This is a genomic window from Pseudomonas sp. St316 (genome assembly GCF_018325905.1).
Taxonomy (GTDB): Bacteria; Pseudomonadota; Gammaproteobacteria; order Pseudomonadales; family Pseudomonadaceae; genus Aquipseudomonas.
In genome coordinates this window covers 1,168,901-1,192,501 of record NZ_AP021901.1, presented here as the reverse complement: position 1 = coordinate 1,192,501, position 23,601 = coordinate 1,168,901, and the positions used below count along the sequence as shown (strand labels likewise).

The window sequence follows — 23,601 nt, the reverse complement described above, 5'->3', positions numbered from 1 at the left end:
CCGGCGGGAACAAGCTCCCTCGCCACAAAGGGTTAATACCTGTCTTTTGTGGTGCACCGCACTCTTTGAAATACCTAAATTGATCGATTCACACCACTAACATCGCGCCCCGGCCAGTGCTTGGGTACAATTCGACGCTAATTTGATCTCGTATCAGGAACACTTACATGATCGCTTGCCTACGGCTGCTCTCCGCCCTCTGCCTCGCTGCCCTCCTGGCGGCCTGCGCCAGCTCGCCTTCGTCCAGCCTTGGCGAACTTCCACGCACCCCGGATGCCAGTATCGAGCAGTTGCTCGAACAGGCCACTCAAAGCAAAAATCCGGAAAAAGCCGCCCTGCTGCGCCTGAGCGCTGCCGACCTGGCCTACCGCCAGGGCAATGCCGGCCAGTCCGCACAAATCCTGCAACAAGTGCCGATGGAACAACTCAAGCCCGGCCAGCAGATTTTCGCCAGCACGCTGTCGGCTGAACTGGCGATGACCCGCAACCAGCCCAAGGCGGCACTGACCGCCCTGAGCCACCCAAGCCTGCAACACCTGAGCGAAATGCCGGTGGAGCAACAGGTCCGTACCGGTACCGTCCGCGCCCGCGCCCTGGAGGCCGATGGCCAGACCCTGGCCGCCGCCAAGGAGCGCATTTTCATCGCGCCCCTGCTGGAGAACGACGCCGCGGCAAAAAACCACGAAGCCATCTGGTCGCTGATCGCCTCGTTGCCCACCGACCAGTTGCAGCCAAGCTCCAACGACGACCTTGGCGGCTGGCTGAGCCTGGCCCAAGCCGTCAAGACCGCCGGCACCCTGGAACAACAGCAGGCAGCCATCGACCACTGGCGCGAACAGAATCCGAAGCACCCCGCCGCCCTTCAACTGCCGACCCCCCTGGTCAAGCTCAAGGAACTGGCGAGCCAGCCGCTGAGCAAGATCGCCCTGCTGCTGCCACAGAATGGCCAACTGGCTGCGGTTGCCAAGGCCTTGCGCGAGGGTTTCATGGCCGCGCACTACCAGGCCCAGCAGGCCGGTCAGAAGCCGCCAAGCATCCAGTTCTACGACAGTTCCAGCCTGACCTCCATGGACGAGTTCTATCGCAAGGCCCAGGCCGACGGCGTGCAACTGGTAGTCGGACCGCTGGAAAAACCACTGGTCAAGCAGATCAGCACCCGCCCGCAATTGCCGATCACCACCCTGGCGCTGAACTACAGCGAAGGCGAACAGGGGCCACCGCAACTGTTCCAGTTCGGCCTGGCACCCGAGGATGAAGCCCGCGAAGTCTCCCGCCGCGCCCGCGCCGATGGCCTGCATCGCGCTGCCGCCATGGTACCCAAGGGTGAATGGGGCGATCGTGTCCTCAAAGCCTTCAGCCAGGACTGGCAGGCCAATGGCGGCACTATCATCGCAATCGAGCGGGTCGACCAGCCGGTGCAACTGGCCCAGCAGATCGCCGACATGTTCCAGCTACGCCAGAGCGAAGGGCGCGCCAAGAGCCTGCAAAACACCGTCGGCACCACGGTCGCGGCCCAGCCGTCCCGTCGCCAGGACATCGAGTTCATCTTCCTGGCCTCGACGCCGCAACAGGCCCAGCAGATCAAGCCAACCCTGAACTTCCAGTACGCGGGTGATGTGCCGGTCTACGCGACGTCTTCAGTGTTCAGCGCCAGCGGCGACCAGAACCAGTACAACGACATGAGCGGTATCCGCTTCTGCGAAACCCCGTGGCTGCTCGACGCCAATGACCCGCTGCGCAAGCAGGTCACCGCCCAGTGGCCCCAGGCGGGTGGCAGCCTGGGCCGGTTGTACGCGATGGGGGTAGACGCCTATCGCCTGGCGCCGCGCCTGGGCCAGCTCAAGACGCTGCCGGACAGCCGAATCGAAGGCCTGTCGGGCAGCCTGGCAGTGTCTCCAACCCAGCGCGTACAGCGTCAACTGCCATGGGCCGAGTTCGTCAACGGCCAGGTGCAGCGCCTGCCGGATACCCAGCGCTGATGCCTGACCGATCACGCCAGCAAAGCGGACGGGATGCCGAGGGCCAGGCCCTCGCGCATCTCCAGCAACAAGGCCTGCGCCTGGTGGCGCAGAACTGGTTGTGTAAACGCGGCGAGCTTGATCTGGTCATGCTTGACGGCGATACAGTAGTATTCGTCGAAGTCCGCTACAGAAAAAACACTCAATGGGGTGGTGCGCTCGACAGCATTGACGAGCGCAAGCGCCAGAAGCTGGTTTTCGCCGCGCAGTATTTTCTGCAAAGCGAGCCTCGCTGGGCCGATCATCCCTGCCGCTTCGACGTGGTTGCCATCGACAGCAACGCCGCCCAGTTGAACTGGCTGCAGAACGCCTTCGACAGTTGAGCGCCCATGCCGAGCCGGACACCTTCACCTAACTTTTTTGCTCTTTGCTTTGCGCGCCGCACATGTTTGTGCCGATAAGCCGCGCTACTTAAGGTCACACAGATGGACATGCAATCGCGAATTCGCCAGCTTTTTCAGGCCAGTATCGACACCAAGCAACAGGCGATGGACGTACTTGCACCGCACATCGAGCAAGCCAGCCAAGTGATGGTCAACGCCCTGCTCAACGAGGGCAAGATGCTTTCGTGCGGCAATGGTGGCTCAGCCGGCGACGCCCAGCACTTCTCCTCGGAACTGCTCAACCGCTTCGAGCGCGAACGCCCGAGCCTGCCGGCGATCGCCCTGACCACCGACAGTTCGACGATCACCTCGATCGCCAACGACTACAGCTACAACGAAGTATTCTCCAAACAGATCCGCGCCCTGGGCCAACCCGGCGATGTACTGCTGGCGATTTCCACCAGCGGCAACTCGGCCAATATTATTCAAGCGATCCAGGCCGCACATGATCGCGAAATGATTGTCGTAGCATTGACCGGTCGTGACGGCGGCGGCATGGCGTCCCTGCTATTGCCAGAAGATGTCGAGATCCGCGTACCGGCCAATGTCACCGCACGTATCCAGGAAGTCCACCTGCTGGCGATCCACTGCCTTTGCGACTTGATCGACAGCCAACTGTTCGGGAGTGAAGAATGACCCCTAATCGCCTAGGCCTTCTGGCCCTGACCCTGTGCCTCGGCATCAGCGGCTGCACATCGGTGGTTAACGCCAGCCGGGAAAAGCCGATTGAAGATGACCGCGGCACCCGCACCTTCGGCAGCAAGATCGACGACTCCCTGATTGAAACCAAGGTAGGCGTGAACATCGCCAAGGCCGACCCAGACCTGGACAACAACTCGCACATCGTCGTCACCAGCTTCAACGGCGTCGTACTGCTGGCCGGCCAGACCCCACGCGCCGACCTCAAGGCCAAGGCCGAACAGGAAGCCAGCGCCGTGCAACGGGTCAAGACCGTGCATAATGAACTGCAGGTCCTGCAACCTTCCTCGCTGCTGGCACGCCAGAACGACGCCTGGCTGACCACCAAGATCAAGACCCAGATGCTCACCGACGCCAGCATTCCCGGCTCGCGCATCAAGGTTGTGACTGAGAATGGCATCGTCTATTTGCTGGGGCTGCTGACCAAGCAGGAAGCCGCGCAGGCGACCAACCTGGTGCAGGGGGTTTCCGGGGTGCAGAAGATCGTCAAGTTGTTCGAGTACATTGACTGATACTGAGCTTCTGTCACTCAAGAGAAACGGCGCTTCTTCCGAGACGGAAAGCGCCGTTTTTTTTGGCTTCGTTTTCTATCTTCGGTGTGTATATCCGTTGCTGCGGTAACGGCCACTGGTGGTTCCGCCCTTACGGCGGGTCACTTTCGAAAAGCCGGAATGCCGGCCCAGGCGAAAGTAACCAAAGCGCTCCTGCCCCACCACTCGGTGCCTCGCCTAGGCTCGGCATGCCTGAACGAAGGCATTGCTCCGCGGGCCGCCGCGAAGGGCCCTCCATGGCCCAGCGCGGCTAACCCGGCATCCATGCCGGGTTACCCACTCCACAACACCTCCGTTCAGCCAGCGTGGTTAACGGGGCGCCCGAGATCAACGTCCACCGCGAGGCGGCTGATAGCCGGCCTGGTTCTGGGTGGCCGCGTTTCTCCTGTGGGAATGAAGGTGGGAGCGAGCCTGCTCGCGATGGCGATGGTTCAGTCACATGGATGCTGGGCTTGTGGGCCTCATCGCGAGCAAGCTCGCTTGTATGGTAGGACTTGAAGGGAGGAGGAGGGACAAGGCTCGATTCTGACTGTTAGCGCAGTACAGACCGTGGGAGATTTCACCCCTCCTCCTTTCACCCAAGCGCCGATAAAGAATGCATCTGGCCTAGACCGACGATAGGAACAAGCCTGCGCCTCTGGGTGAACCCTTCAAGTGTTCAAACCTTAGCCCGGAGGATTTCCAATGGCAATGCCGGTTTCTGTCACTAAGCCGATCGTGGGCGTGGACGTCGCCAAAGACGAGTTGGTGATTTATCACGCTGAATCCGATCGACTCGAAACGATCCTAAACACCAAAGCTGCGATCAAGAAGTGGCTCAAGGCACTGCCCGCACCGGTGAGTGTCGCCATTGAAGCCACCAATATCTATCACCAGGAATTCGCCGATCTGGCTTATGCGCAAGGCTGTGTGATCTACATGATCGGCGGCTACGAACTCAGCCATTACCGAAAAGGTGTGAAAGTTCGCGCTAAAACCGATGCGCTAGATGCTCGGTTGCTGGCTCGCTATTTGAACAATGAAGGCCACCAGTTGCACCCCTGGACTCCGCCATCGCCCCTGTATTGCCGGCTTATAAGCCTTTTCCGGCGCCGAGCAGCCTTGGTGCAGGCGCGTGTCAGCCTCAAGCAAAGCTGGGCGAACGAGCCGTTGCTAAAAACAGCCTTCGAGAACCAAATAAGTGCCATGCAAAGGCTGGAAGTCTTGCTTGAGAAAACAATCCAGACGCAGTTGCAAGATGCCGGTTTGGGCGATCAGCTCAAGCGTTGCATGAAAGTCGAAGGAATCGGCTTGTTGAGTGGCGCTCGTTTACTTACGGCATTGCAGCGGGGGGACTTCAGAAATGCCAATGCCTTCATCGCTTTTCTGGGTTTGGACCTGCGCATAGCAGACTCGGGAAAAAAGAAGGGGCGCCGCTGCCTGTCTAAGCGAGGCGACCCGGAAGCGCGTCGACTGATGCACAACGCCGCGATGTCGGCGAGGCGCACAGCGGCATGGAAGGGTTTTTATGAGGCACTGAGGGCCCGGGGACTCAGCACAACCGAAGCATTAGTGGCACTGGCCCGCAAGCTTGCCCGAGTGGTATTCGCCCTGCTGAAGAACCAGAGCGAATACTTACCGAAAGGCATGTAGGGGGTAGCCCTGCACCATAGAATCTCCCACAGGAGGGCTGTGTTGGGCATGGATATTGTGCTCACTGAAAGTTGAATGTGGGAGCGAGCCTGCTCGCGATGGCGGTGGCTCAGTCACATGGATGCTGGGCTTGCCGGCCTCTTCGCGAGCAGGCTCGCTCTCACAGGAGGGCTGTGTTGGACATGGATATTGTGCTCACTGAAAGTTGAATGTGGGAGCGAGCTTGCTCGCTAAGGCGGTGGTTCAGTCACATAAATGCTGGGCTTGCCGGCCTCATCGCGAGCAAGCTCGCTCCCACAGGAGGGCTGTGTTGGACATGGATATTGTGCTCACTGAAAGTTGAACGTGGGAGCGAGCCTGCTCGCGATGGCGGTGGTTCAGTCACATGGATGCTGGGCTTGTGGGCCTCATCGCGAGCAAGCTCGCTCCCACAGGAGGGCTGTGCTGGGCATGAATTCAGTGCTCACTGAAAGTTGAATGTGGGAGCGAGCTTGCTCGCGATGGCGGTGGTTCAGTCACATGAATATTGAACTGGCTGGTCTCTTCGCGAGCAGGCTCGCACAGGAGAAACGCGGTCCCCATCAAGAACCAGGTCGGCTATCAGGCCGCCTCGCGGTGGACGTTGATCTCGGCGCCCCGTTAACCACGCTGGCCGAACGCAGGCATTGTGGAGTGGGCATCCCGGCATGGATGCCGGGATAGCCGCGCTGGGCCATGGAGGGCCCTTCGCGGCGGGCCCACGGAGCAGTGCCTTCGTTCGGGCATGCCGAGCCTAAGCGAGGCACCGAGTGGTGGGGCAAAGCGTTTTTGGTTACTTTTGGCGCTCTTCCAAAAGTGACCCGCCGTAAGGGCGGAACCCTAAGCAGCCGTTACCGCAGCAACGGATATACACACCGACTAAACACAAAAAAATGCCCGCATCTCACGACACAGGCATTTTCCTAACCAAGCTGCCAGGCTGTCACCCAGCCCATGACTGGATGGCCTTTTCGCACAGCCCGTTATTTCACCACTTTCAGACTCGGCCGACCGCTAGGACGCGGCGGCTCGTCATCCGGTGGTGGCAGGTCATCCTCCGGCTCAAACTCTTCTTCACCTTCCAGCGGTGCTTCCAGTTCGAAGACCATGCCCTGGCCATTCTCCCGGGCATAAATCCCCAGGATCGCAGCAATAGGCACATACAGGGTGTGAGGCACACCACCGAAGCGCCCTTCAAAACTGACGGCGTCGTTATCCATGTGCAGATGACGCACAGCGGCTGGCGACACGTTCAAGACAATTTGCCCATCATTGGCAAACCCCTGCGGCACCTGCACCGACGGAAACTCGGCGTTGACCAGCATGTGCGGGGTGCAATCGTTGTCCACAATCCACTCGTAGAGCGCGCGGACCAGATAAGGTCGACTGGAGTTCATAGCGGCTCCCTAAGCCTTAGCGCATGTCACGTTCGACACCAGACAGACTCGCCTGGAAAGCCTCACGCGCGAATTGGCGCTCCATATAATCAAGCAGCGGCTTGGCAGGCCGCGGCAGTTCGATACCCAGAATCGGCAAACGCCAGAGTATGGGCAATAGGCAGCAATCCACCAGACTTTGTTCCTCACTGAGGAAAAACGGCTTATCGACGAACAGCGGCGATACGCCAGTCAGGCTTTCACGCAGCTCCTTGCGTGCCACGACCCGCGCCGGCTCCTTGGTCCGAGAATCCAGGATCAGATCCACCAACCCGCACCAGTCACGCTGGATGCGATGGATCAGCAAACGGCTGTTGGCACGCGCGACAGGGTACACCGGCAGTAAAGGTGGATGCGGATAACGCTCATCCAGATATTCCATCACCACGGTCGACTCCCACAACGCCAGGTCACGATCGACCAACGTGGGCAGGCTGCCGTAAGGGTTCACCTCGATCAGCTTCGGCGGCTGACGGCCCGCTTCGACGTAAATGATCTCGGCGCTGACACCCTTCTCTGCCAGTACGATGCGTACCCGGTGGGAATAGTGGTCGGCGGGGTCGGAGTAACAGGCCAACCGATTGGTCACGCCCATGGCGATCCTCCTCGCTTGTTGAAATTATCGAAAAACGGAAAAACGAGCGCGCCCAGAGGGCGTCTCCTGTAACACCCGGCTGGCCAGGTTCGTTACATTTCTAGAGACGCCCTTGGGCGCGCACGATTAACAGCAACGGCTTACAGCTTTATCAATGCACGTCTTTCCAGTATTCACGCTTGAGCAGGTAAGCGAATACGAAGAAGAACGCCAGGTACAGCAACACATAGGTACCGATGCGCTGATGCTGCAGCTTCACCGGGTTGGCCGAGTAGGCCAGGAAGGTCACCAGGTTCTTGACCTTCTCGTCGAACTGCTCCGGCGTCAGGCTGCCGGTGTTCGGCAATACAGTCAGCTGATCGCAGGCTTCATGAGTCAAAGCGGTGCCGGTCAGCGGATCGAATTGCTTTTTACCACCCTCAACGATCTGAACCTGCTTGCAGCCTACCACCTGGCGCCCCTGGAGGCTGACCAGAACGTTAGGCATGCCGACGTTCGGGAAGACCTTGTTGTTCACGCCCCATGGACGTGCAGGATCTTCGTAGAACGAACGCAGGTAACCATAAAGCCAGTCAGTCCCACGCACACGGGCGACCAGGGTCAGGTCCGGTGGCGCGGCGCCGAACCAGGTCTTGGCATCCGCAGGCTGCATGCCGATGGTCATGTGATCACCCAGCTTGGCACCGGTGAACACCAGTTTCTCGAGCATCGTCTCATGAGGAATGCCCAGGTCATCGGCAACACGCTCGTAGCGCTGGAACTTGGCACTGTGGCAACCCATGCAGTAGTTGGCGAACGTACGTGCGCCGTCCTGCATGGCAGCTTTGTCGGAAACGTCGATGTCGACTTTTTCCAGCTCTGGACCACCGTGTTCAGCCGCGAAGGACAGTACAGGCATAGCAGCAAGAATCAGTACAGCAAATAGCTTTTTCATCAGCCAGTCACCCTTTCCGGAACCGGTTTGGTCTTCTCGAGCCTGGTATAGAACGGCATCAGAATGAAGTAGGCGAAGTACAGGAAGGTGCAAACCTGCGACAGCAACGTACGCTCCGGTGTCGGGGCCAGTACGCCCAGCACGCCCAGGATCACGAACGAGATGCAGAACACCACGAGCCAGATCTTGCTCAGCCAGCCTTTGTAGCGCATCGACTTGACGGGGCTACGATCCAGCCACGGCAGGACGAACAGCACGGCGATGGCAGCGCCCATGGCGATAACGCCCATCAGCTTGTCCGGGATCGCCCGCAGGATCGCGTAGAACGGGGTGAAGTACCAGACCGGGGCAATATGCTCAGGGGTCTTGAACGCGTTCGCCTGCTCGAAGTTCGGCTTCTCGAGGAAGTAACCACCCATTTCCGGGAAGAAGAACACGATGGAGCAGAAGATGAACAGGAAGACCACCACGCCGACGATATCTTTCACGGTGTAGTACGGGTGGAAGGCGATGCCATCCAGCGGTATGCCGTTCTCGTCCTTGTGCTTCTTGATGTCCACGCCATCGGGGTTGTTCGAGCCGACTTCGTGCAGCGCCAGGATGTGCAGCACCACCAGACCGAGGATCACGATTGGCAGCGCCACGACGTGCAAGGCGAAGAAGCGGTTCAGGGTAATGCCCGAGATCAGGTAGTCACCACGGATCCACTGGGTCAGGTCGTCACCGATGACCGGGATCGCACCGAACAGCGAGATGATCACCTGGGCACCCCAGTAGGACATCTGGCCCCACGGCAGCAGGTAGCCCATGAAGGCCTCGGCCATCAGCGCCAGGTAGATCAGCATGCCGAAGACCCACACCAGCTCACGAGGCTTCTGGTACGAACCGTAGAGCAGGCCACGGAACATGTGCAGATAGACCACGATGAAGAACGCCGAAGCGCCGGTGGAGTGCAGCAGGCGCAGGATCGAGCCGTACTCGACGTCGCGCATGATGTATTCGACGGAGGCAAACGCTTCTTCCGCCGACGGCGTGTAGCTCATGGTCAGCCAGACACCGGTAACGATCTGGTTGACCAGAACGAGCAGCGCCAGAGAGCCAAAAAAGTAGAAGAAGTTGAAGTTTTTCGGAGCGTAATACTTGCTGAGATGGTCTTCCCACATCTTGGTCGCGGGAAAGCGCGCATCAACCCAATCCATGAATTTGCTCATCACGCTTTCTCCGTATCGATGCCGATGACAATGATGTCGTCGGTCTCATAGGAATGCGGGGGAACTGGCAGGTTCAGAGGTGCAGGCTGCGACTTGTAGACGCGACCAGCCAGGTCGTAGTGGGAACCGTGGCAAGGGCAGAAATAACCACCCACCCAGTCCTTGCCCAGATCGGCAGGAGCCACTTCAGGACGGAACGTTGGCGAGCAACCCAGGTGCGTACAGATCCCGATCAGCAGCAAAATCTCTGGCTTGATCGAACGCGTTTCAGGATTGACATACTCCGGTTGGACCGAGTTCTTGGAGGAAGGGTCGGACAGCTGACCCTCGATCTTTTTCAGATTCCCCAGGATTTCCTCTGTACGGCGGACGATGAACACCGGCTGGCCGCGCCACTCAGCAATCATCTGCTGGCCTGGCTCGATCTTGCTGACATTCACTTTCACCGGTGCACCTGCGGCTTTCGCCTTGGCACTGGGAAACCATGACCCCACGAACGGGACCGCAGCCCCCACCGCTCCTGCAGCACCCACCACGGATGTGGCTGCTACCAGGAAGCGACGCCGGCCTGCATTCACGCCGTCATTGCTCATTCAGTCCTCTCCCATCAGCTTTGTGGCCTGTTAGATCAGGCGTCTACTAAGTAAAAATCTGAACTTATAAAAATTTTGCCGAATGGTAATGAAAAGCCCCAATTCTGACAAGGTAATTACCATGCGGCCAAACCGCCAAGCCTTGTAGTATAGGGGCTCTACGAATGTGGCAAGTTGTCACAGAGCAATTATTTTGCCCATAAAAAAACGCCCAGCTCCGTGAGGAACTGGGCGCCTTTTGAAAGCGGAAGCGAAATTAACGCTTCGAGTACTGCGGACGCTTACGCGCTTTACGCAGACCGACTTTCTTACGTTCAACTTCGCGAGCATCGCGAGTTACGAAGCCGGCTTTGCGCAGAGCACCACGCAGAGTCTCGTCGTAATCCATCAGGGCGCGAGTGATGCCGTGGCGGATTGCGCCAGCCTGACCACTTACACCACCACCGATAACAGTGACGTAGATGTCGAATTTTTCGACGGTCTCGGTCAGTTCCAGCGGCTGACGAACTACCATGCGGGCAGTTTCGCGGCCGAAGAAGTTATCCAGGGAGCGGTTGTTGATGGAGATGTTACCAGTGCCCGGACGCAGGAAAACGCGTGCGGTTGCAGTCTTGCGACGGCCAGTGCCGTAATTTTGAGTCGCCGACATAATGAACTATTCCGTTAAAACTTCAGTTCTTGGGGCTGCTGAGCAGTATGAGGGTGAGCAGCGCCCGCATAAACCTTCAGCTTACGATACATGTCGCGACCCAGTGGGTTTTTAGGCAGCATGCCTTTAACCGCGGTCTCGATCACGCGCTCAGGGGCTTTGGCGATCAGCTTTTCGAAGTTGATCGACTTGATGCCGCCAGGAAAACCGGAGTGGGAGTAGTACATTTTGTCAGTGGTTTTAGCGCCAGTAACACGTACTTGCTCAGCGTTGATCACAACGATGTAGTCACCGGTGTCAACGTGAGGGGTGTACTCAGGCTTGTGCTTGCCACGCAGACGGCTCGCGATTTCGGTGGCCAGACGACCCAGGGTCTGACCAGCAGCGTCGACGACAAACCAGTCGCGCTTTACTGTTTCCGGTTTAGCAGTAAAAGTTTTCATTCTTTATAGCCTCAGGGGCCGCCCTGTAAATTAGACGGCGGATCTTACTGAATAGTGCGTACTTTGACAAGTCAAAGGCAGCCGGATACAGACGCTTTCGGGGGCTCGGGTCGGCGCGTCCGTTCAACGGCAAGATTCTTCGGCGGCGGCGCATCACTTCCACTGCAGAAAGAGGTGCGCAATTATGCAGATTGCGAAAAATATTTCAACCTGCTTTTATGATTGTTTTGCCCAAGGAGTTCCCGATGGACTATCGCCCGCTAGGCCGTACCGATCTGAACGTGAGTGCCCTGTGTCTCGGAACCATGACCTGGGGTGAGCAGAACAGCGAGGCCGAGGCCTTCGCCCAGATCGAACGCGCCAAGGCTGCCGGCATCAATTTCATCGACACCGCCGAGATGTACCCGGTGCCACCCAAGGCCGAAACCTACGCCACCACCGAGCGCTACATCGGCAATTACTTCAAGAGTCGCGGCGATCGTGCCGACTGGATCCTGGCGAGCAAGATCGCCGGTCCCGGCAACACCATCGACTACATCCGCGACAAGCACCTCAAGCACAACCGCCGCCACATCGTCGAAGCCGTGGATGCCAGCCTCAAGCGCCTGCAGACCGACTGGATCGATCTTTACCAACTGCATTGGCCGGAGCGCAGCACCAACTTCTTTGGTCAACTGGGTTACCAGCACAAGGCCGACGAGGACTTCACCCCGCTGGAGGAAACCCTCGAAGCCCTGGACGAACAGGTTCGCGCCGGCAAGATCCGCCACATCGGCCTGTCCAACGAAACGCCGTGGGGCACCATGAAATTCCTCGCCCTGGCCGAGGCCCGTGGCTGGCCGCGGGCGGTGTCGATCCAGAACCCGTACAACCTGCTCAACCGCAGCTTCGAGATCGGCCTGTCGGAAATCGCCATTCGCGAACAATGCGGCCTGCTGGCTTATTCGCCATTGGCGTTCGGCTTCCTGTCGGGCAAATACGAAAACGGCGCACGGCCCGCCAAGGGCCGCTTGACGCTCTACAGCCGCTTCATGCGGTACTTCAACCCGCAATCGGAAGCGGCGTGCAGCCGCTATGTGGCCCTGGCCCGCGAACACGGCCTGGACCCGGCACAGATGGCCCTGGCGTTCGTCACCCGGCAGCCGTTCGTGACCAGCAACATCATTGGCGCCACCACGCTGGAGCAACTGGACAGCAACATCGCCAGCTTCGACCTGAAGCTGTCGGATGAAGTGCTGGCGGGGATCGAGGCAATTCACAAGGACCAGCCGAACCCGGCGCCTTGATACATAGGCCTCATCGCGAGCAAGCTCGCTCCCACATGGGTTCGACGCTGACCACACCCCCCTGTGGAGCGAGCTTGCTCGCGATGGCGGTCTCAAACGCACCAGCACGTCAAAGCGACCGCGCAATGATCTCCTTCATGATCTCATTGGTCCCAGCATAGATGCGCTGCACCCGCGCATCCGCCCAAGCCCGGGCAATCGGGTATTCCCACATGAAGCCGTAGCCGCCATGCAACTGCACGCATTCGTCGAGCACCTTGCATTGCAGGTCAGTGCCCCAGTACTTGGCCATTGCCGCCGTCGGCACGTCCAGCTTGCCTTGCAGGTGCAATTCCAGGCAGCGGTCGACGAAGACCCGGCCGATCTGGATTTCGGTGGCCATTTCCGCGAGCTTGAAACGGGTGTTCTGGAAGTCGGCGATGGATTTGCCGAACGCCTTGCGCTCGCGCGTGTAGTCCAGGGTCCATTGCAGCGCCGCTTCGGCCGAGGCCAGGCCGCCGATGGCGACGGTCAGGCGCTCCTGGGGTAACTCCTGCATCAAGTAGGCGAAGCCCATGCCGGCCTGCCCCAGCAGGTTTTCCTTCGGCACACGGACATCCTGGAAGAACAATTCCGAGGTGTCCTGGGCCTTCATGCCGACTTTTTCCAGGCGCTTGCCCTTTTCGAAGCCCGGTGTACCCGCCTCCACCAGGAACAGGCTGGTGCCCTTGGCGCCGGCCTTCGGGTCGGTCTTGGCGACGACAATCACCAAGTCCGCCAGGAAGCCATTGGTGATGAAGGTCTTCGAGCCATTGATGACGTATTCATCACCGTCCAGCACCGCCGTGGTTTTCACGCCTTGCAAGTCGGATCCGGCGCCCGGCTCGGTCATGGCGATGGCTGTAACCATTTCGCCCGACACCAGCTTCGGCAGGTACTTGTGTTTCAACGCCTCGCTGCCGTAATGCAGGATGTACGGTGCGACGATGTCGGAATGCAGCGAGAAGCCGATCCCCGTCAGCCCCAGGCGGCCGATCTCCTCGATCACCACCGTGCTGTAGAGAAAATCTGCGTCCAGCCCCCCATAGGCTTCCGGGAGGTGCGAACACAACATGCCCGCCTCCCCCGCCTTGTTCCAGAGCTGGCGATCGACATGTCCCTGTTTTTCCCACTGGCTGTGGTACGGCACGGCTTCTTTTTCAAGGAAGGTTCGTACGCTGTCGCGAAACAATTCGTGCTCGGGACTGAACAGTGTTCTTGGGATCATGGCGCACCTTTGGTTATTGTTGGGCGTGGTTATCCGACAGAGCCTAAGCCTGCGGGGTACGACAGGACACTGGACACATCCGACAAAAAATAAGACGATCCAGCCGTCTGTTGACCACTTTCCCCTATAAAAATAAAGATGAATTATGTCTATGCACGCCTCCACGCCCTTGCGGCGCGTCAGCATCCTGGCAATCGACCGGGTCTTCGCCTCCACCCTCATGCAAGCCAAGGATTTTTTCCACCTGGCCAGCCTGCGCTATGGCAAACAACTGGGCCACGGCCTGACGCCAGCGTTTGAAACCCGGCTGGTCAGCCCCGATGGCAAACCGGTGAACAGCTTCAGCGATGTGATCATGCCGGTGGACGGTGGCCTGGAAAACACCGATGTCATCATCCTGCCGGCCTTCTGGGATGATTTCGCCACCCTCTGCCAACGTTATCCCCAGGTCCTGCCTTGGCTGCGCGAACAACACGCGCGCGGCGCGGTACTCTGCGGCGAAGCCACCGGGGTGTTCTGGCTGGCCGAGGCCGGGCTGCTCGACGGCAAGGAAGCCACCACCTACTGGCGTTTCTTCAATGCCTTCAAGGAACGCTTCCCCCAGGTATACCTGAACCAGGACAAGCACCTGACCGACGCCGACAACCTGTTCTGCGCCGGCGGCACGACGTCGGCCTGCGACCTCTACATTTACCTCATTGAACGCTTCTGCGGCGCCAACGTCGCCCAGGCCGTGGCGCGGGATATTCTGTATGAGGTGCAACGCAGCTATTCGCCAGGGCGGATCGGCTTCGGCGGGCAGAAACTGCACCAGGACGTGATCATCCTGCAGATCCAGCAATGGCTCGAAGAGCACTACGCCGATAAATTCCGCTTCGAGGACGTTGCCCGGGAACACGGCATGAGCATCCGCAACTTCATGCGCCGCTTCCAGACCGCCACGGGTGACAAACCGCTGCATTACCTGCAACGGCTGCGAATCGAAACCGCCAAGGGCCTGCTCTCCGGCAGCCGCAAGAGCATCAAGACCATCAGCTATGAAGTCGGCTACGACGATGCGAGTTTTTTCGCACGGCTGTTCCGACAACATACCGAGCTGTCGCCGAACCAGTATCGGCAGCAGTTTCAGCAGGCGGCGTAGACCGAGGGCTTGGCAACGCCCCACTGTGGGAGCGAGCTTGCTCGCGAAAGCGGAGGTTCAGCAGCACTCATGTTGACTGACGCGGCGCCATCGCGAGCAAGCTCGCTCCCACAGGGTCAGGTGGGAAACCAGCAAATACAAAAAAGGCCTGCAATCGCAGGCCTTTTTTTGTGTTCCAAATCCCTACGGCTTATGCGCCCGAGCCAGGAACTCGTGGGATTGCATCTCCAGCAAGCGACTCAAGGTCCGCTGGAATTCGAAGGTCAAACGACCGCCGGTGTAGAGATCCTTGAGTTCGACTTCGGCCGAAATGATCAGCTTCACGTTACGGTCGTAGAACTCGTCAACCATGTTGATGAAGCGACGGGCGATGTCGTCGGTGGTGACGCTCATCTGCTCGACGCCACTGAGCAACACGGCGTGAAAGATCTTGCCCAGCTCGATGTAGTCGTTCTGGCTGCGGGGACCGTCGCACAGTTCGCGGAAGTCGAACCAGGCCACGTCGTCACAGGTGCGGATGGCACGGATCTCGCGGTTTTCGATGATCAGTACATCGTTTTCCACGGCCTGGGTGCATTCCGGTGTCAGGGCGCGGAAGCTCTTGCGCAGGCTTTCCTCGGCAGCGACATCCAGGGGAAAGTGGAACAGCTCCGCTTGTTCGAGGTGACGCAGGCGGTAGTCGACACCGCTGTCGACGTTGACGATTTCGGTGTGTTCCTTGATCAGCGCAATGGCCGGCAGGAAACGCGCCCGCTGCAGGCCGTCCTTGTACAGGCCGTCCGGCACGATGTTCGAGGTGGCGACCAGGGTCACGCCGTTCTTGAACAGCTCTTCCATCAAGGTGCCGAGGATCATGGCGTCGGTGATGTCGGAAACAAAGAACTCATCGAAGCAGATCACCCGGGTCTCGTCGGAAAAACGCTTGGCGATAATGGTCAGCGGGTTCTTCTCGCCCCCCAGGGTCTTCATTTCCTCGTGCACGCGCTTCATGAAACGGTGGAAGTGCGTCCGTGTCTTCTCCTTGAACGGCAACGCTTCGAAGAAGGTGTCCACCAGGTAGGTCTTGCCACGGCCTACCCCGCCCCAGAAATACAGGCCCTTGACCGGTGCCTGGTCTTTTTTGCCGAACAATTTTCCCAACAGGCCGGGCTTGTTGTTCGCCGCCGCGACCAGGTCGTCGTACAGGCGCTGCAAATGCCGCACCGCCGTTTCCTGGGCTGCGTCGTGGAAGAACTCCGGGCGTTTCAGATCAGCTTGATATCGTTCTAGGGGCGTCATATTCGTTAGCAAGGCAACAAAAACGGGCCGTCACTGTAGCGACGGCCCGCAGGAATGGCAATCGGCCCGTATTCGGGCCGCGCCGCTGGTTTATTCCTGGGCTGGTTTCAGCGCGATGTGCAGCGCCTCAATAGCAGCATCCCTTGCCGCACTGTCGGCGAATACCGGGCTTTCGCCGATATATTCGCCAAGCATCCAGACGCGAAAGCTAAGCGCTTCGCTATGTACTTCGTAAACTTCGCCAAGTTGCAGGACCTTGGTCACGCGACCTGCCGATTTGCCATCTGAAAAGCGACTCGACAGCAGCAGTTCTTCTCCATCCGCCGACAACAGCCGGAAGCGGAAACTGCCGTCATCTTCACGGAAGCTGACAAACCGCGCGGCTTTCGCTGCTTTCTTCTTGGTGGCCGCGGCCACTTGCGTCTGGGCCACGAAGGAACGCAGGCCAACGGCCTCGCGCAATTCGTTGAGGAACGGCGTTGCCACGGCCCGGGCTTTTTTCGCGCCCAGCTGCAGGATGTCTTCAAGGTCCGATGGCCGCTCGATGAAGTGGTGATAACGCTCACGCGCTTCACCCAGCTCGCTGTCGAGCAACTGGAACAGGCGATTCTTGGCTTCGCCCCAACCCAGGCCTTGCAGCAGTTCACTGCGGAACTCGGCGGACTGTTGGGCAGTGGCGAATGCCTGGAACAAAGTGAACAGATGCGAATTATCCGGATCCTTGGCTTCGCCCGGGGCTCGCGAATCGGTGACGATCCGAGAGATCGCGTCCTTCATGTCCTTGGCGCTGCTGAACAACGGGATGGTGTTGTCGTAGCTCTTGGACATCTTGCGGCCATCGAGGCCCGGCAGGGTGGCGACGCTTTCCTCGATCAGCGCCTCGGGCATGGTGAAGAACTCTTTGCCCTGGCCGAACAGGTGGTTGAAGCGCTGGCCGATGTCGCGGGCCATTTCCACGTGCTGGATCTGGTCGCGACCGACCGGCACCTTGTGGGCGTTGAACATCAGGATATCGGCGGCCATCAACACCGGGTAGCTGTACAGCCCCATGGTGATGCCGGCGTCCGGGTCTTCACCGACCTCGACGTTCTTGTCCACCGAGGCCTTGTAGGCGTGGGCACGGTTGAGCAGGCCCTTGGCGGCGACGCAGGTCAGCAGCCAGGTCAGCTCCGGGATCTCGGGAATATCGGACTGGCGATAGAACGTCACGCGGTCCACATCCAGGCCGCCGGCCAGCCACGTGGCGGCGATTTCCAGGCGCGAGCGCTGGATACGCTGCGGGTCATCGCACTTGATCAGGGCGTGGTAGTCGGCCAGGAAGTAGAACGAATCGGCGTTGCTGTCGCGGCTGGCGAGGATCGCCGGACGGATGGCGCCGGCATAGTTGCCCAGGTGCGGGGTGCCGGTGGTGGTGATGCCGGTCAGGATACGGGTACGCGTCGTCATGGGTTATCGCTTGTCAGACTGCTGTCAATTCGAGAGGCGCGGCAGGATCAGATCCTTGAGATCGGTCAGCTTGCCATGAAAAAAGTGTCCGCATTCTGCCACTTTCAGCAGCTCATGGGGACGTTGGAGCGTGTCGGACCATTCGTAAACCAGTTGCGGATCGACCACTTCGTCGGTTTCCGGCTGGATCACGGTCAACTCGCCGCTCACCGGCAAGGGCGACTGCTCGTCCAGGCGCATCACCGCAGGGGCCACCATGAACAGGTGCTTGACCGGCTGACCCTGGACTTCCAGGCGCCCGCCCAGGCTGGCGGCGACAAAGCCACCGAAGGAAAAACCGAACAGGGTCAGGGGCAAGTGCGGGTATTTTTCCCGCAGCCATTGGGCGACAGCCTGGGCGTCGTCCACTTCGCCGGTGCCCATGTCATGATTGCCGGCACTGGCACCCACGCCACGATAATTGAAACGCAACGTAACCAGGCCAGCATCGCGGGCAGTGCGTTGCAGGGTCGAGACCACTTTGTTGAGCATGGTCCCGCCCTGCACCGGGTTCGGATGGCAGATCAGCGCCAGGCCGCGGGGGGCCTCGTTGTCCAGGTACAAGGCTTCCAGTTGGCCCACCGGGCCATCGATGACTACAGGGGTTTCGCGCATAAGCAAGGGAAAGAACTCCGTGACCTCGAATAGGGTCGACTCGTCTAGCTAAAGTCTGTGCCTGGCATGATTGCGATGTTCTTCGCGGTATACAGCGCAGGTCCGAGCCGTTAACGTAAAGCAAAGCCGTTTATAGAGGAAGGACTCGTGGAACACTCGCTCTTAGTTTGGTTGTTGCCGACTCTTGCCCTGGTTGCCGGTGTCGCCATTGGATTCCTGCTTGCCCGACTGCTGCCCAATGCGGTGCCCAACAGCACGCAACGTCAGCTGGACGACATCCAGGAACGTTTCGACAGTTATCAGAATGAAGTGGTCACTCACTTCAACAGCACCGCGTCCCTGGTGAAAAAACTCACCCAGAGCTACCAGGAAGTCCAGGATCATTTGTCCGAGGGTGCCAATCGCCTGGCCCTGGACGAGCAGACTCGCCAACGCCTGCTGGCTGCCCTGCACGCCGACTCGGCGCAGGCTCCACGGGAACGCCTGACCCCGCCAAAGGATCAGGAACCGCCCCGGGACTACGCCCCCAAGGCCCCGAATTCGCCCGGCATGCTCGATGAGCATTACGGTTTGAAGAAGTAATCGCCAAGCAACAACCAAAAGCCCGCCCGATCACTTGATCGGGCGGGCTTTTTTCATGGTGCTAAAACACCTCAAATCCTCCTGTGGGATCAGGGGCGGGGCGAAGCTCAGGATGTCGCCGTAGGGCATGGCGCGGGCGATCATGCCGCGTTCCAGGCAGGCGGCCGAGACCTTCTGGCCGACTTTGAGTGCCGGGTCGAACTAAACCTACCCACTGAGGTGAACACTGTTGTGGCGAGGGGATTTATCCCCGCTGGGCTGCGCAGCAGCCCCAAAACAGTCAACTCAGTCAACTCAGTCAGCCTGACACACCGAGTAACTTGATTAGAGGGCCGCTTCGCGCCCCAGCGGGGATAAATCTCCTCGCCACAAAGATTCAGCGCCAAGCCGGATGAAACTGGCAACAAAAAACGGGGGGCCATGCAAGCATGGCCCCCGTTTCATTTACCACCCAGCGGTTATGGGTATTGCTGGTAAGTCTGGCCCTGTTGCGCCGGTGCCTGGTACTGCTGGCCGGGAATGGCCTTGAGGTTGACCTCGACACGACGGTTTTGCGCACGGCCATTGACGTCGGCGTTGCTGGCCACCGGGTTGTCCGGGCCGGCGCCACGGGCCGACAGGTTGGCCCCGCTCACGCCCTGGGACGTCAGGTAGGTCGCCACGCTCTGCGCACGACGCTGGGACAGGTCCATGTTGTGCTGGCGGCTGCCGGTGCTGTCGGTGTAGCCGACGATTTCGATCTGGTTCTGGTTGAACTCCTTGAGGGAGTTGGCCAGGTTGTTCAGCGGCTGGTAGAAACTGGACGCGATGTTCGCCGAGTCGGTGGCGAAGGTGATGTTGCCCGGCATGATCAGCTTGATCTGATCGCCCTGGCGCTGCACTTCAACGCCGGTATTGGCCATGCTGGCGCGCAGCTTCTTTTCCTGCTGGTCGGCGTAGTAGCCGTAACCGGCCGCGGAAGCCCCCACCACCGCAGCACCGATCAACGCACCCTTGCCACGGTTATCGTGACCGATGGCCGCACCGGCCAATGCCCCCGCCAATGCACCGAGGCCACCATACTTGGCGGTTTTGCTCATGCCCGAAGATTCGGTAGAGGCCTGGCCCTGGTTGTCATAGGGGTTAGGCGACGCACAGCCGGACAACAGGGCCACAGCAGTAGCGACAACGATCAAGCGACGCGAGGTGAACATGGAATGCTCCTGGTTTTTCAGTCTGAGTGCCAGGGCGTAGGCAATCGACTCTGGCAGGCGTTGGAACACGGCAATCGTTAAAAATTCCGTCGCGCTGCGTCGCGCTTCGCCCGGCTGACCGATAAAAAACCGGCATCCGGACGAACGCCCCTCACCCCTGCGCCAGACAGCGGCTCACGCCCCTGACAATCATCTCCACTTCCCGCCCATCGATCGTCAACGGCGGCAGCAGGCGGATGGTCTGGCCCCGGGTGATATTGATCAGCAGACCGTGATCCCGGGCGGCGCGAAGAGCCAGGTCGCGGACCGGTTGCTTGAGTTCGATGCCGATCATCAACCCCTGGCCGCGAATCGCCAAGACATTCGGGTTGTCCGCCAACTCGATGCGCAGCCGGCTCAGCAACTGTTCGCCCTGGAGCCTGGCGTTGTCCACCAGCGCCTGTTGCTCAATGATGTCCAGCACCGTGCAGCCGACCCGACAGGCCAGCGGATTACCGCCAAAGGTGCTGCCATGACTGCCAGGGGTAAACAGCTCGGCCGCCTTGCCCCGCGCCAGGCAAGCGCCAATGGGGACGCCGTTGCCCAGGCCTTTGGCAAGGGTCATGACGTCCGGCACGATGCCCTCGTGCTGGAACGCGAACCATTGGCCAGTGCGACCGATGCCGGTCTGGATCTCGTCGAGCATCAACAACCAGGCGCGCCGGCTGCACAGTTCACGCAGGGCCTTGAGATAGCCCGGCGGTGCGAGTTGCACACCGCTTTCGCCCTGGATCGGTTCCACCAGTACGGCGACGATGCGCTGGGCATGAGCCTGCTGGATCGCTTCCAACGCTGCCAGATCACCGAACGGCACCTTGATGAAATCCCCCGGCAACCGATTGAAACCCAGCCGCACGGACGGGCCGTCACTGGCGGACATCGTGCCCAAGGTGCGCCCGTGGAACGCATTGTCCATGACCACCACCAACGGCTGCTCAATGCCTTTATGCCAACCATAGAGGCGCGCCAGTTTCAGTGCGGTTTCGTTGGCCTCGGCGCCTGAGTTGTTGAAAAACGCCCGCTCCAGCCCCGACAGCTGAGTGAGCTTTTGCGCCAGGCGTTGCTGCCAATCGATGCCGTACAGGTTGGACGTGTGCAACAGCAGGCCGGCCTGCTCGCTGATGGCGGCCACCAACCGCGGGTGCGAGTGGCCGACATTGGTCACCGCCACGCCCGCCACCGCATCGAGGTACTCGCGGCCGTCCTGGTCCCACAGGCGCGTACCCAAGCCATGGGTGAAACTCAGCGCCAGGGGTTGGTAAGTGGTCATCAGGCAGGCAGCGGTCATGGCATCAAGCTCCATTTGGTTGGTTTTTTCCAGTATGGTTAGCCACCAAGGCTGGATAAACGCTGCTTTACTTCAATCATTTAAAAGCCGAGCTTGATAATGGACCTGTTCCAGGCAATGACCGTTTACGTGAAGGTGGTAGAAACCGGCAGCCTGACGGCGGCAGCCCAGGCGTGCGAAATGTCCACCACCATGGTGGGCAATCATCTTCGGGCACTGGAGCAACGTCTCGGCGTGCGGCTGATCAACCGCACAACGCGGCGCCAGCGCCTGACTGAGTTCGGCTCGGCCTACTACCAGCGTTGTCTCGAAGTGCTGGGGTTGGTGGCCGATTCCGAACGCCTGGCCGAACAAGCCCAGGGCGAGCCCACCGGCACCCTGCGCATCACCGCGCCGCTGACCTTCGGCTCCGAACGCCTCGCCCCGGCGCTGGCCGAATTCAGCCAGCGCTTCGCCCAGGTCAAGCTCGACGTGATGCTGACCAATCAGCGGCTGGACCTGCTCGAACATGGATTCGACGTCGCCATCCGCCTCGGCCATCCCGACCCGAAACTGATTGCCCGTCCGTTGGTGGACTACACCCTGACCATCTGCGGCTCCCCTGCTTACCTGGCCCGGCGAGGCACGCCGGAGAAACCCGCAGACCTGCAACAGCACGACTGCCTGTCGTTCGCCTATTCGGCGGCAGACGAATGGCGCTTTGCCCAGGATCACTGGCCGATCAACGGCCCGGAAGGTGAGATCAAGGTCCCGGTGAGCGGACCGATGCTGATCAACAGCTCATCGGGCCTGCATCGCGCCGCCTTGGCCGGGATGGGCGTGGTGATGCTGCCCGATGCGTTGGTGGCCCAGGACCTGAAGGATGGTCACCTGGTGGCGTTGTTGCAGGACTACCAGTTGCCCCATCGCCCAATGAGCCTGATGTACGCGCAGGATCGCTACCGTTTGCCGAAACTGCGCAGTTTTGTCGAGTTCGCACTGGAGAAATGGGGCAAACCCTCCACCCCAGCCGAATGATGACGTAGGAGCTGACGAGCGCAGCGAGGCTGCGATCTTTTCCCAGGCACTTGAGCCCCAAGCGAAAGATCCAAAGATCGCAGCCTCGCTGCGCTCGACAGCTCCTACGCTCAAGGCGTCCCCCGCTAGTGACCCCGCCTCCCATCAGCTACTCTTGCTCCTTGGACGAGCATTTTGATATCAAGGCTGATTGAGGGAACGACGATGGGAGACGCCTCGAACATCGATATGCTGCGGTTCGACCTGTCCGATCTGGACGAAGGCGTACTGCACACCATCCTGGAACTGGTCAGCGATGGCATCTGGGATTGGAATGCCAACACCGGCTTCGTCTACCGCAACCCCGGCTGGTACACGATGCTTGGCTACCTGCCTCATTCACTGGACAACACCGTGCTGACTTGGGAGAGCGTGATCCACCCGGATGACTATCCACGGGTCATGGCGTTGTTCGACAACTACCTGGAACAACGATCCCACGGCTACCAGGCCGAATACCGCTGCCGCACCCGCGACGGGACCTACATCTGGATCGAGGATCGCGGCTATGTGATCGCCCGTAACCCGGACGGCACGGTGGCGCGCATGATCGGCGCCCACCGCAGTATCGATGACAAGAAACGCCTGTTCGAACAACTGGAACGGCGCAACAAATCCCTGGAAGCCGTGATCGAAGAACGCACCCGCGAACTGTCCCGGGTCAACCATCAGTTGCAGGTCCAGCTCGACGAAAACCGCAGGCTTGCCGAAACCGACGCCCTGACCCGGGTCGCCAACCGTTATCGCCTGGACCAGGCGCTGCCGCTGGCCTGTGAACGCGCGCAGCGTTTTCGCGAGTCGTTGTCGCTGATCGCCATGGACGTGGATGACTTCAAGGAAATCAACGATCGCTACGGCCACGCTTTTGGCGACGCCGCGTTGATACAAGTGGTGCAGAGCGTCAAGCGCTGCGAGCGCGACGCAGACTTGCTGGTGCGCTGGGGCGGTGACGAATTCATCATGATCTTGCCCAACACCACCCTGGCCGATGCCCGCCTGCTGGCAGAGAGCATTCACCGGGGCCTGTCCGACCTGCTGCCGGTGGGCGACTTCCAGATCACCATGAGTTTTGGTGTCGTGCAGCGACTCGAGAATGAACAGCAAGCGGCGTTACTGCACCGGGCGGACCAGGCGCTGTATCGCTCCAAGATGTCGGGCAAGAATGTGATTTGTGAATGAACCGAGCCCAGGCCCGCAGGCAAAAAAGAATGCAGACATGAGGCGCGGGCA

23 protein-coding genes are annotated in these 23,601 nt (G+C 59.9%); 10 read left to right on the top strand and 13 right to left on the bottom strand.

All coding sequences use genetic code 11. From position 1 onward, the window contains the following. Positions 1-167 precede the first annotated feature (167 nt). The 5 genes from KI237_RS05290 to KI237_RS05270 all read left to right on the top strand — a co-directional run bounded on the left by KI237_RS05290 (position 168) and on the right by KI237_RS05270 (position 5,283). Entirely contained in the window at positions 168-1,979 is a 1,812-nt protein-coding gene (locus KI237_RS05290) for a penicillin-binding protein activator (RefSeq protein ID WP_212799084.1), read from the top strand. Next, positions 1,979-2,341: a YraN family protein gene (locus KI237_RS05285; RefSeq protein WP_058545587.1), complete on the top strand. Its 363-nt coding sequence runs from the start codon at positions 1,979-1,981 to the stop codon at positions 2,339-2,341. The genes KI237_RS05290 and KI237_RS05285 overlap by 1 nt, the downstream gene beginning before the upstream one ends. 102 nt (positions 2,342-2,443) lie before the next feature. Next, positions 2,444-3,037 (top strand): phosphoheptose isomerase, encoded by a 594-nt coding sequence (locus KI237_RS05280; RefSeq protein WP_007928463.1) that lies wholly within the window; start codon positions 2,444-2,446, stop codon positions 3,035-3,037. Next, on the top strand, positions 3,034-3,612 hold the full coding sequence (locus KI237_RS05275; RefSeq protein ID WP_030139689.1) for a BON domain-containing protein: 579 nt from the start codon (positions 3,034-3,036) through the stop codon (positions 3,610-3,612). The genes KI237_RS05280 and KI237_RS05275 overlap by 4 nt, the downstream gene beginning before the upstream one ends. Before the next feature lie 723 nt (positions 3,613-4,335). Further along, the gene (locus KI237_RS05270) at positions 4,336-5,283 is read left to right on the top strand and encodes an IS110 family transposase (protein WP_212799083.1); all 948 of its coding nucleotides are present in this window, start codon (positions 4,336-4,338) and stop codon (positions 5,281-5,283) included. Positions 5,284-6,284: 1,001 nt separating this feature from the next. Here the strand turns inward: KI237_RS05270 and KI237_RS05265 are convergent. The 7 genes from KI237_RS05265 to rplM form a co-directional block, all read right to left on the bottom strand. Then, positions 6,285-6,698, bottom strand: coding sequence for a ClpXP protease specificity-enhancing factor (locus KI237_RS05265; protein ID WP_212799082.1), 414 nt, complete (start codon positions 6,696-6,698; stop codon positions 6,285-6,287). A gap of 16 nt (positions 6,699-6,714) precedes the next feature. Then, positions 6,715-7,332 carry a glutathione S-transferase N-terminal domain-containing protein gene (locus tag KI237_RS05260; protein ID WP_003178195.1) on the bottom strand — a complete coding sequence of 206 codons (618 nt, stop codon included), beginning with the start codon at positions 7,330-7,332 and terminating at the stop codon, positions 6,715-6,717. A gap of 151 nt (positions 7,333-7,483) precedes the next feature. Next, positions 7,484-8,266 carry a cytochrome c1 gene (locus tag KI237_RS05255; RefSeq protein ID WP_212799081.1) on the bottom strand — a complete coding sequence of 261 codons (783 nt, stop codon included), beginning with the start codon at positions 8,264-8,266 and terminating at the stop codon, positions 7,484-7,486. Next, positions 8,266-9,477, bottom strand: a complete 1,212-nt coding sequence (locus KI237_RS05250; protein WP_212799080.1) for a cytochrome b — start codon at positions 9,475-9,477, stop codon at positions 8,266-8,268. The genes KI237_RS05255 and KI237_RS05250 overlap by 1 nt, the downstream gene beginning before the upstream one ends. Beyond that, positions 9,477-10,070, bottom strand: coding sequence for a ubiquinol-cytochrome c reductase iron-sulfur subunit (petA, locus tag KI237_RS05245; RefSeq protein ID WP_212799079.1), 594 nt, complete (start codon positions 10,068-10,070; stop codon positions 9,477-9,479). Before petA ends, KI237_RS05250 begins: the two co-directional genes overlap by 1 nt. A gap of 256 nt (positions 10,071-10,326) precedes the next feature. Further along, entirely contained in the window at positions 10,327-10,719 is a 393-nt protein-coding gene (gene rpsI / locus KI237_RS05240) for a 30S ribosomal protein S9 (RefSeq protein WP_003205364.1), read from the bottom strand. A 14-nt stretch (positions 10,720-10,733) separates the two neighbouring features. Next, a complete protein-coding gene (gene rplM, locus KI237_RS05235; RefSeq protein WP_003205365.1) occupies positions 10,734-11,162 on the bottom strand; it encodes a 50S ribosomal protein L13 in 429 nt (142 codons plus the stop codon). A gap of 245 nt (positions 11,163-11,407) precedes the next feature. On the opposite strand from rplM, the gene KI237_RS05230 reads away from it, so the two are divergent. Then, positions 11,408-12,448, top strand: coding sequence for an NADP(H)-dependent aldo-keto reductase (locus KI237_RS05230; RefSeq protein WP_212799078.1), 1,041 nt, complete (start codon positions 11,408-11,410; stop codon positions 12,446-12,448). A 109-nt stretch (positions 12,449-12,557) separates the two neighbouring features. On the opposite strand, the gene KI237_RS05225 is transcribed toward KI237_RS05230, so the two are convergent. Further along, entirely contained in the window at positions 12,558-13,694 is a 1,137-nt protein-coding gene (locus tag KI237_RS05225) for an acyl-CoA dehydrogenase family protein (protein ID WP_003205367.1), read from the bottom strand. A gap of 244 nt (positions 13,695-13,938) precedes the next feature. Between KI237_RS05225 and KI237_RS05220 the strand changes: the two genes are divergently transcribed. Beyond that, positions 13,939-14,835 carry a GlxA family transcriptional regulator gene (locus tag KI237_RS05220; RefSeq protein ID WP_212800556.1) on the top strand — a complete coding sequence of 299 codons (897 nt, stop codon included), beginning with the start codon at positions 13,939-13,941 and terminating at the stop codon, positions 14,833-14,835. Between the two features lie 183 nt (positions 14,836-15,018). On the opposite strand, the gene zapE is transcribed toward KI237_RS05220, so the two are convergent. From zapE to KI237_RS05205, 3 genes are all read right to left on the bottom strand, one after another. Beyond that, the gene (zapE, locus tag KI237_RS05215) at positions 15,019-16,113 is read right to left on the bottom strand and encodes a cell division protein ZapE (protein WP_212799077.1); all 1,095 of its coding nucleotides are present in this window, start codon (positions 16,111-16,113) and stop codon (positions 15,019-15,021) included. Positions 16,114-16,203: 90 nt separating this feature from the next. Continuing rightward, a complete protein-coding gene (locus tag KI237_RS05210; protein WP_212799076.1) occupies positions 16,204-17,559 on the bottom strand; it encodes a tryptophan--tRNA ligase in 1,356 nt (451 codons plus the stop codon). A gap of 24 nt (positions 17,560-17,583) precedes the next feature. Then, complete coding sequence (locus KI237_RS05205) at positions 17,584-18,213, bottom strand: alpha/beta hydrolase (RefSeq protein ID WP_212800555.1); 630 nt, start codon at positions 18,211-18,213, stop codon at positions 17,584-17,586. Between the two features lie 147 nt (positions 18,214-18,360). Between KI237_RS05205 and KI237_RS05200 the strand changes: the two genes are divergently transcribed. Further along, entirely contained in the window at positions 18,361-18,795 is a 435-nt protein-coding gene (locus tag KI237_RS05200) for a Z-ring associated ZapG family protein (protein WP_046063603.1), read from the top strand. 458 nt (positions 18,796-19,253) lie between these two features. Here KI237_RS05200 and KI237_RS05195 read toward each other — a convergent pair whose 3' ends face one another. Next, positions 19,254-19,988, bottom strand: a complete 735-nt coding sequence (locus KI237_RS05195; RefSeq protein ID WP_003205385.1) for a YiaD family glycine zipper/OmpA-like lipoprotein — start codon at positions 19,986-19,988, stop codon at positions 19,254-19,256. Positions 19,989-20,139: 151 nt separating this feature from the next. Beyond that, positions 20,140-21,315 carry an aspartate aminotransferase family protein gene (locus KI237_RS05190; RefSeq protein ID WP_212799075.1) on the bottom strand — a complete coding sequence of 392 codons (1,176 nt, stop codon included), beginning with the start codon at positions 21,313-21,315 and terminating at the stop codon, positions 20,140-20,142. Between the two features lie 99 nt (positions 21,316-21,414). Between KI237_RS05190 and KI237_RS05185 the strand changes: the two genes are divergently transcribed. Both KI237_RS05185 and KI237_RS05180 read left to right on the top strand, forming a co-directional pair. After that, positions 21,415-22,332 (top strand): LysR family transcriptional regulator, encoded by a 918-nt coding sequence (locus KI237_RS05185; protein WP_212799074.1) that lies wholly within the window; start codon positions 21,415-21,417, stop codon positions 22,330-22,332. A gap of 204 nt (positions 22,333-22,536) precedes the next feature. Beyond that, entirely contained in the window at positions 22,537-23,550 is a 1,014-nt protein-coding gene (locus KI237_RS05180) for a sensor domain-containing diguanylate cyclase (protein WP_212799073.1), read from the top strand. Positions 23,551-23,601: the final 51 nt, after the last annotated feature.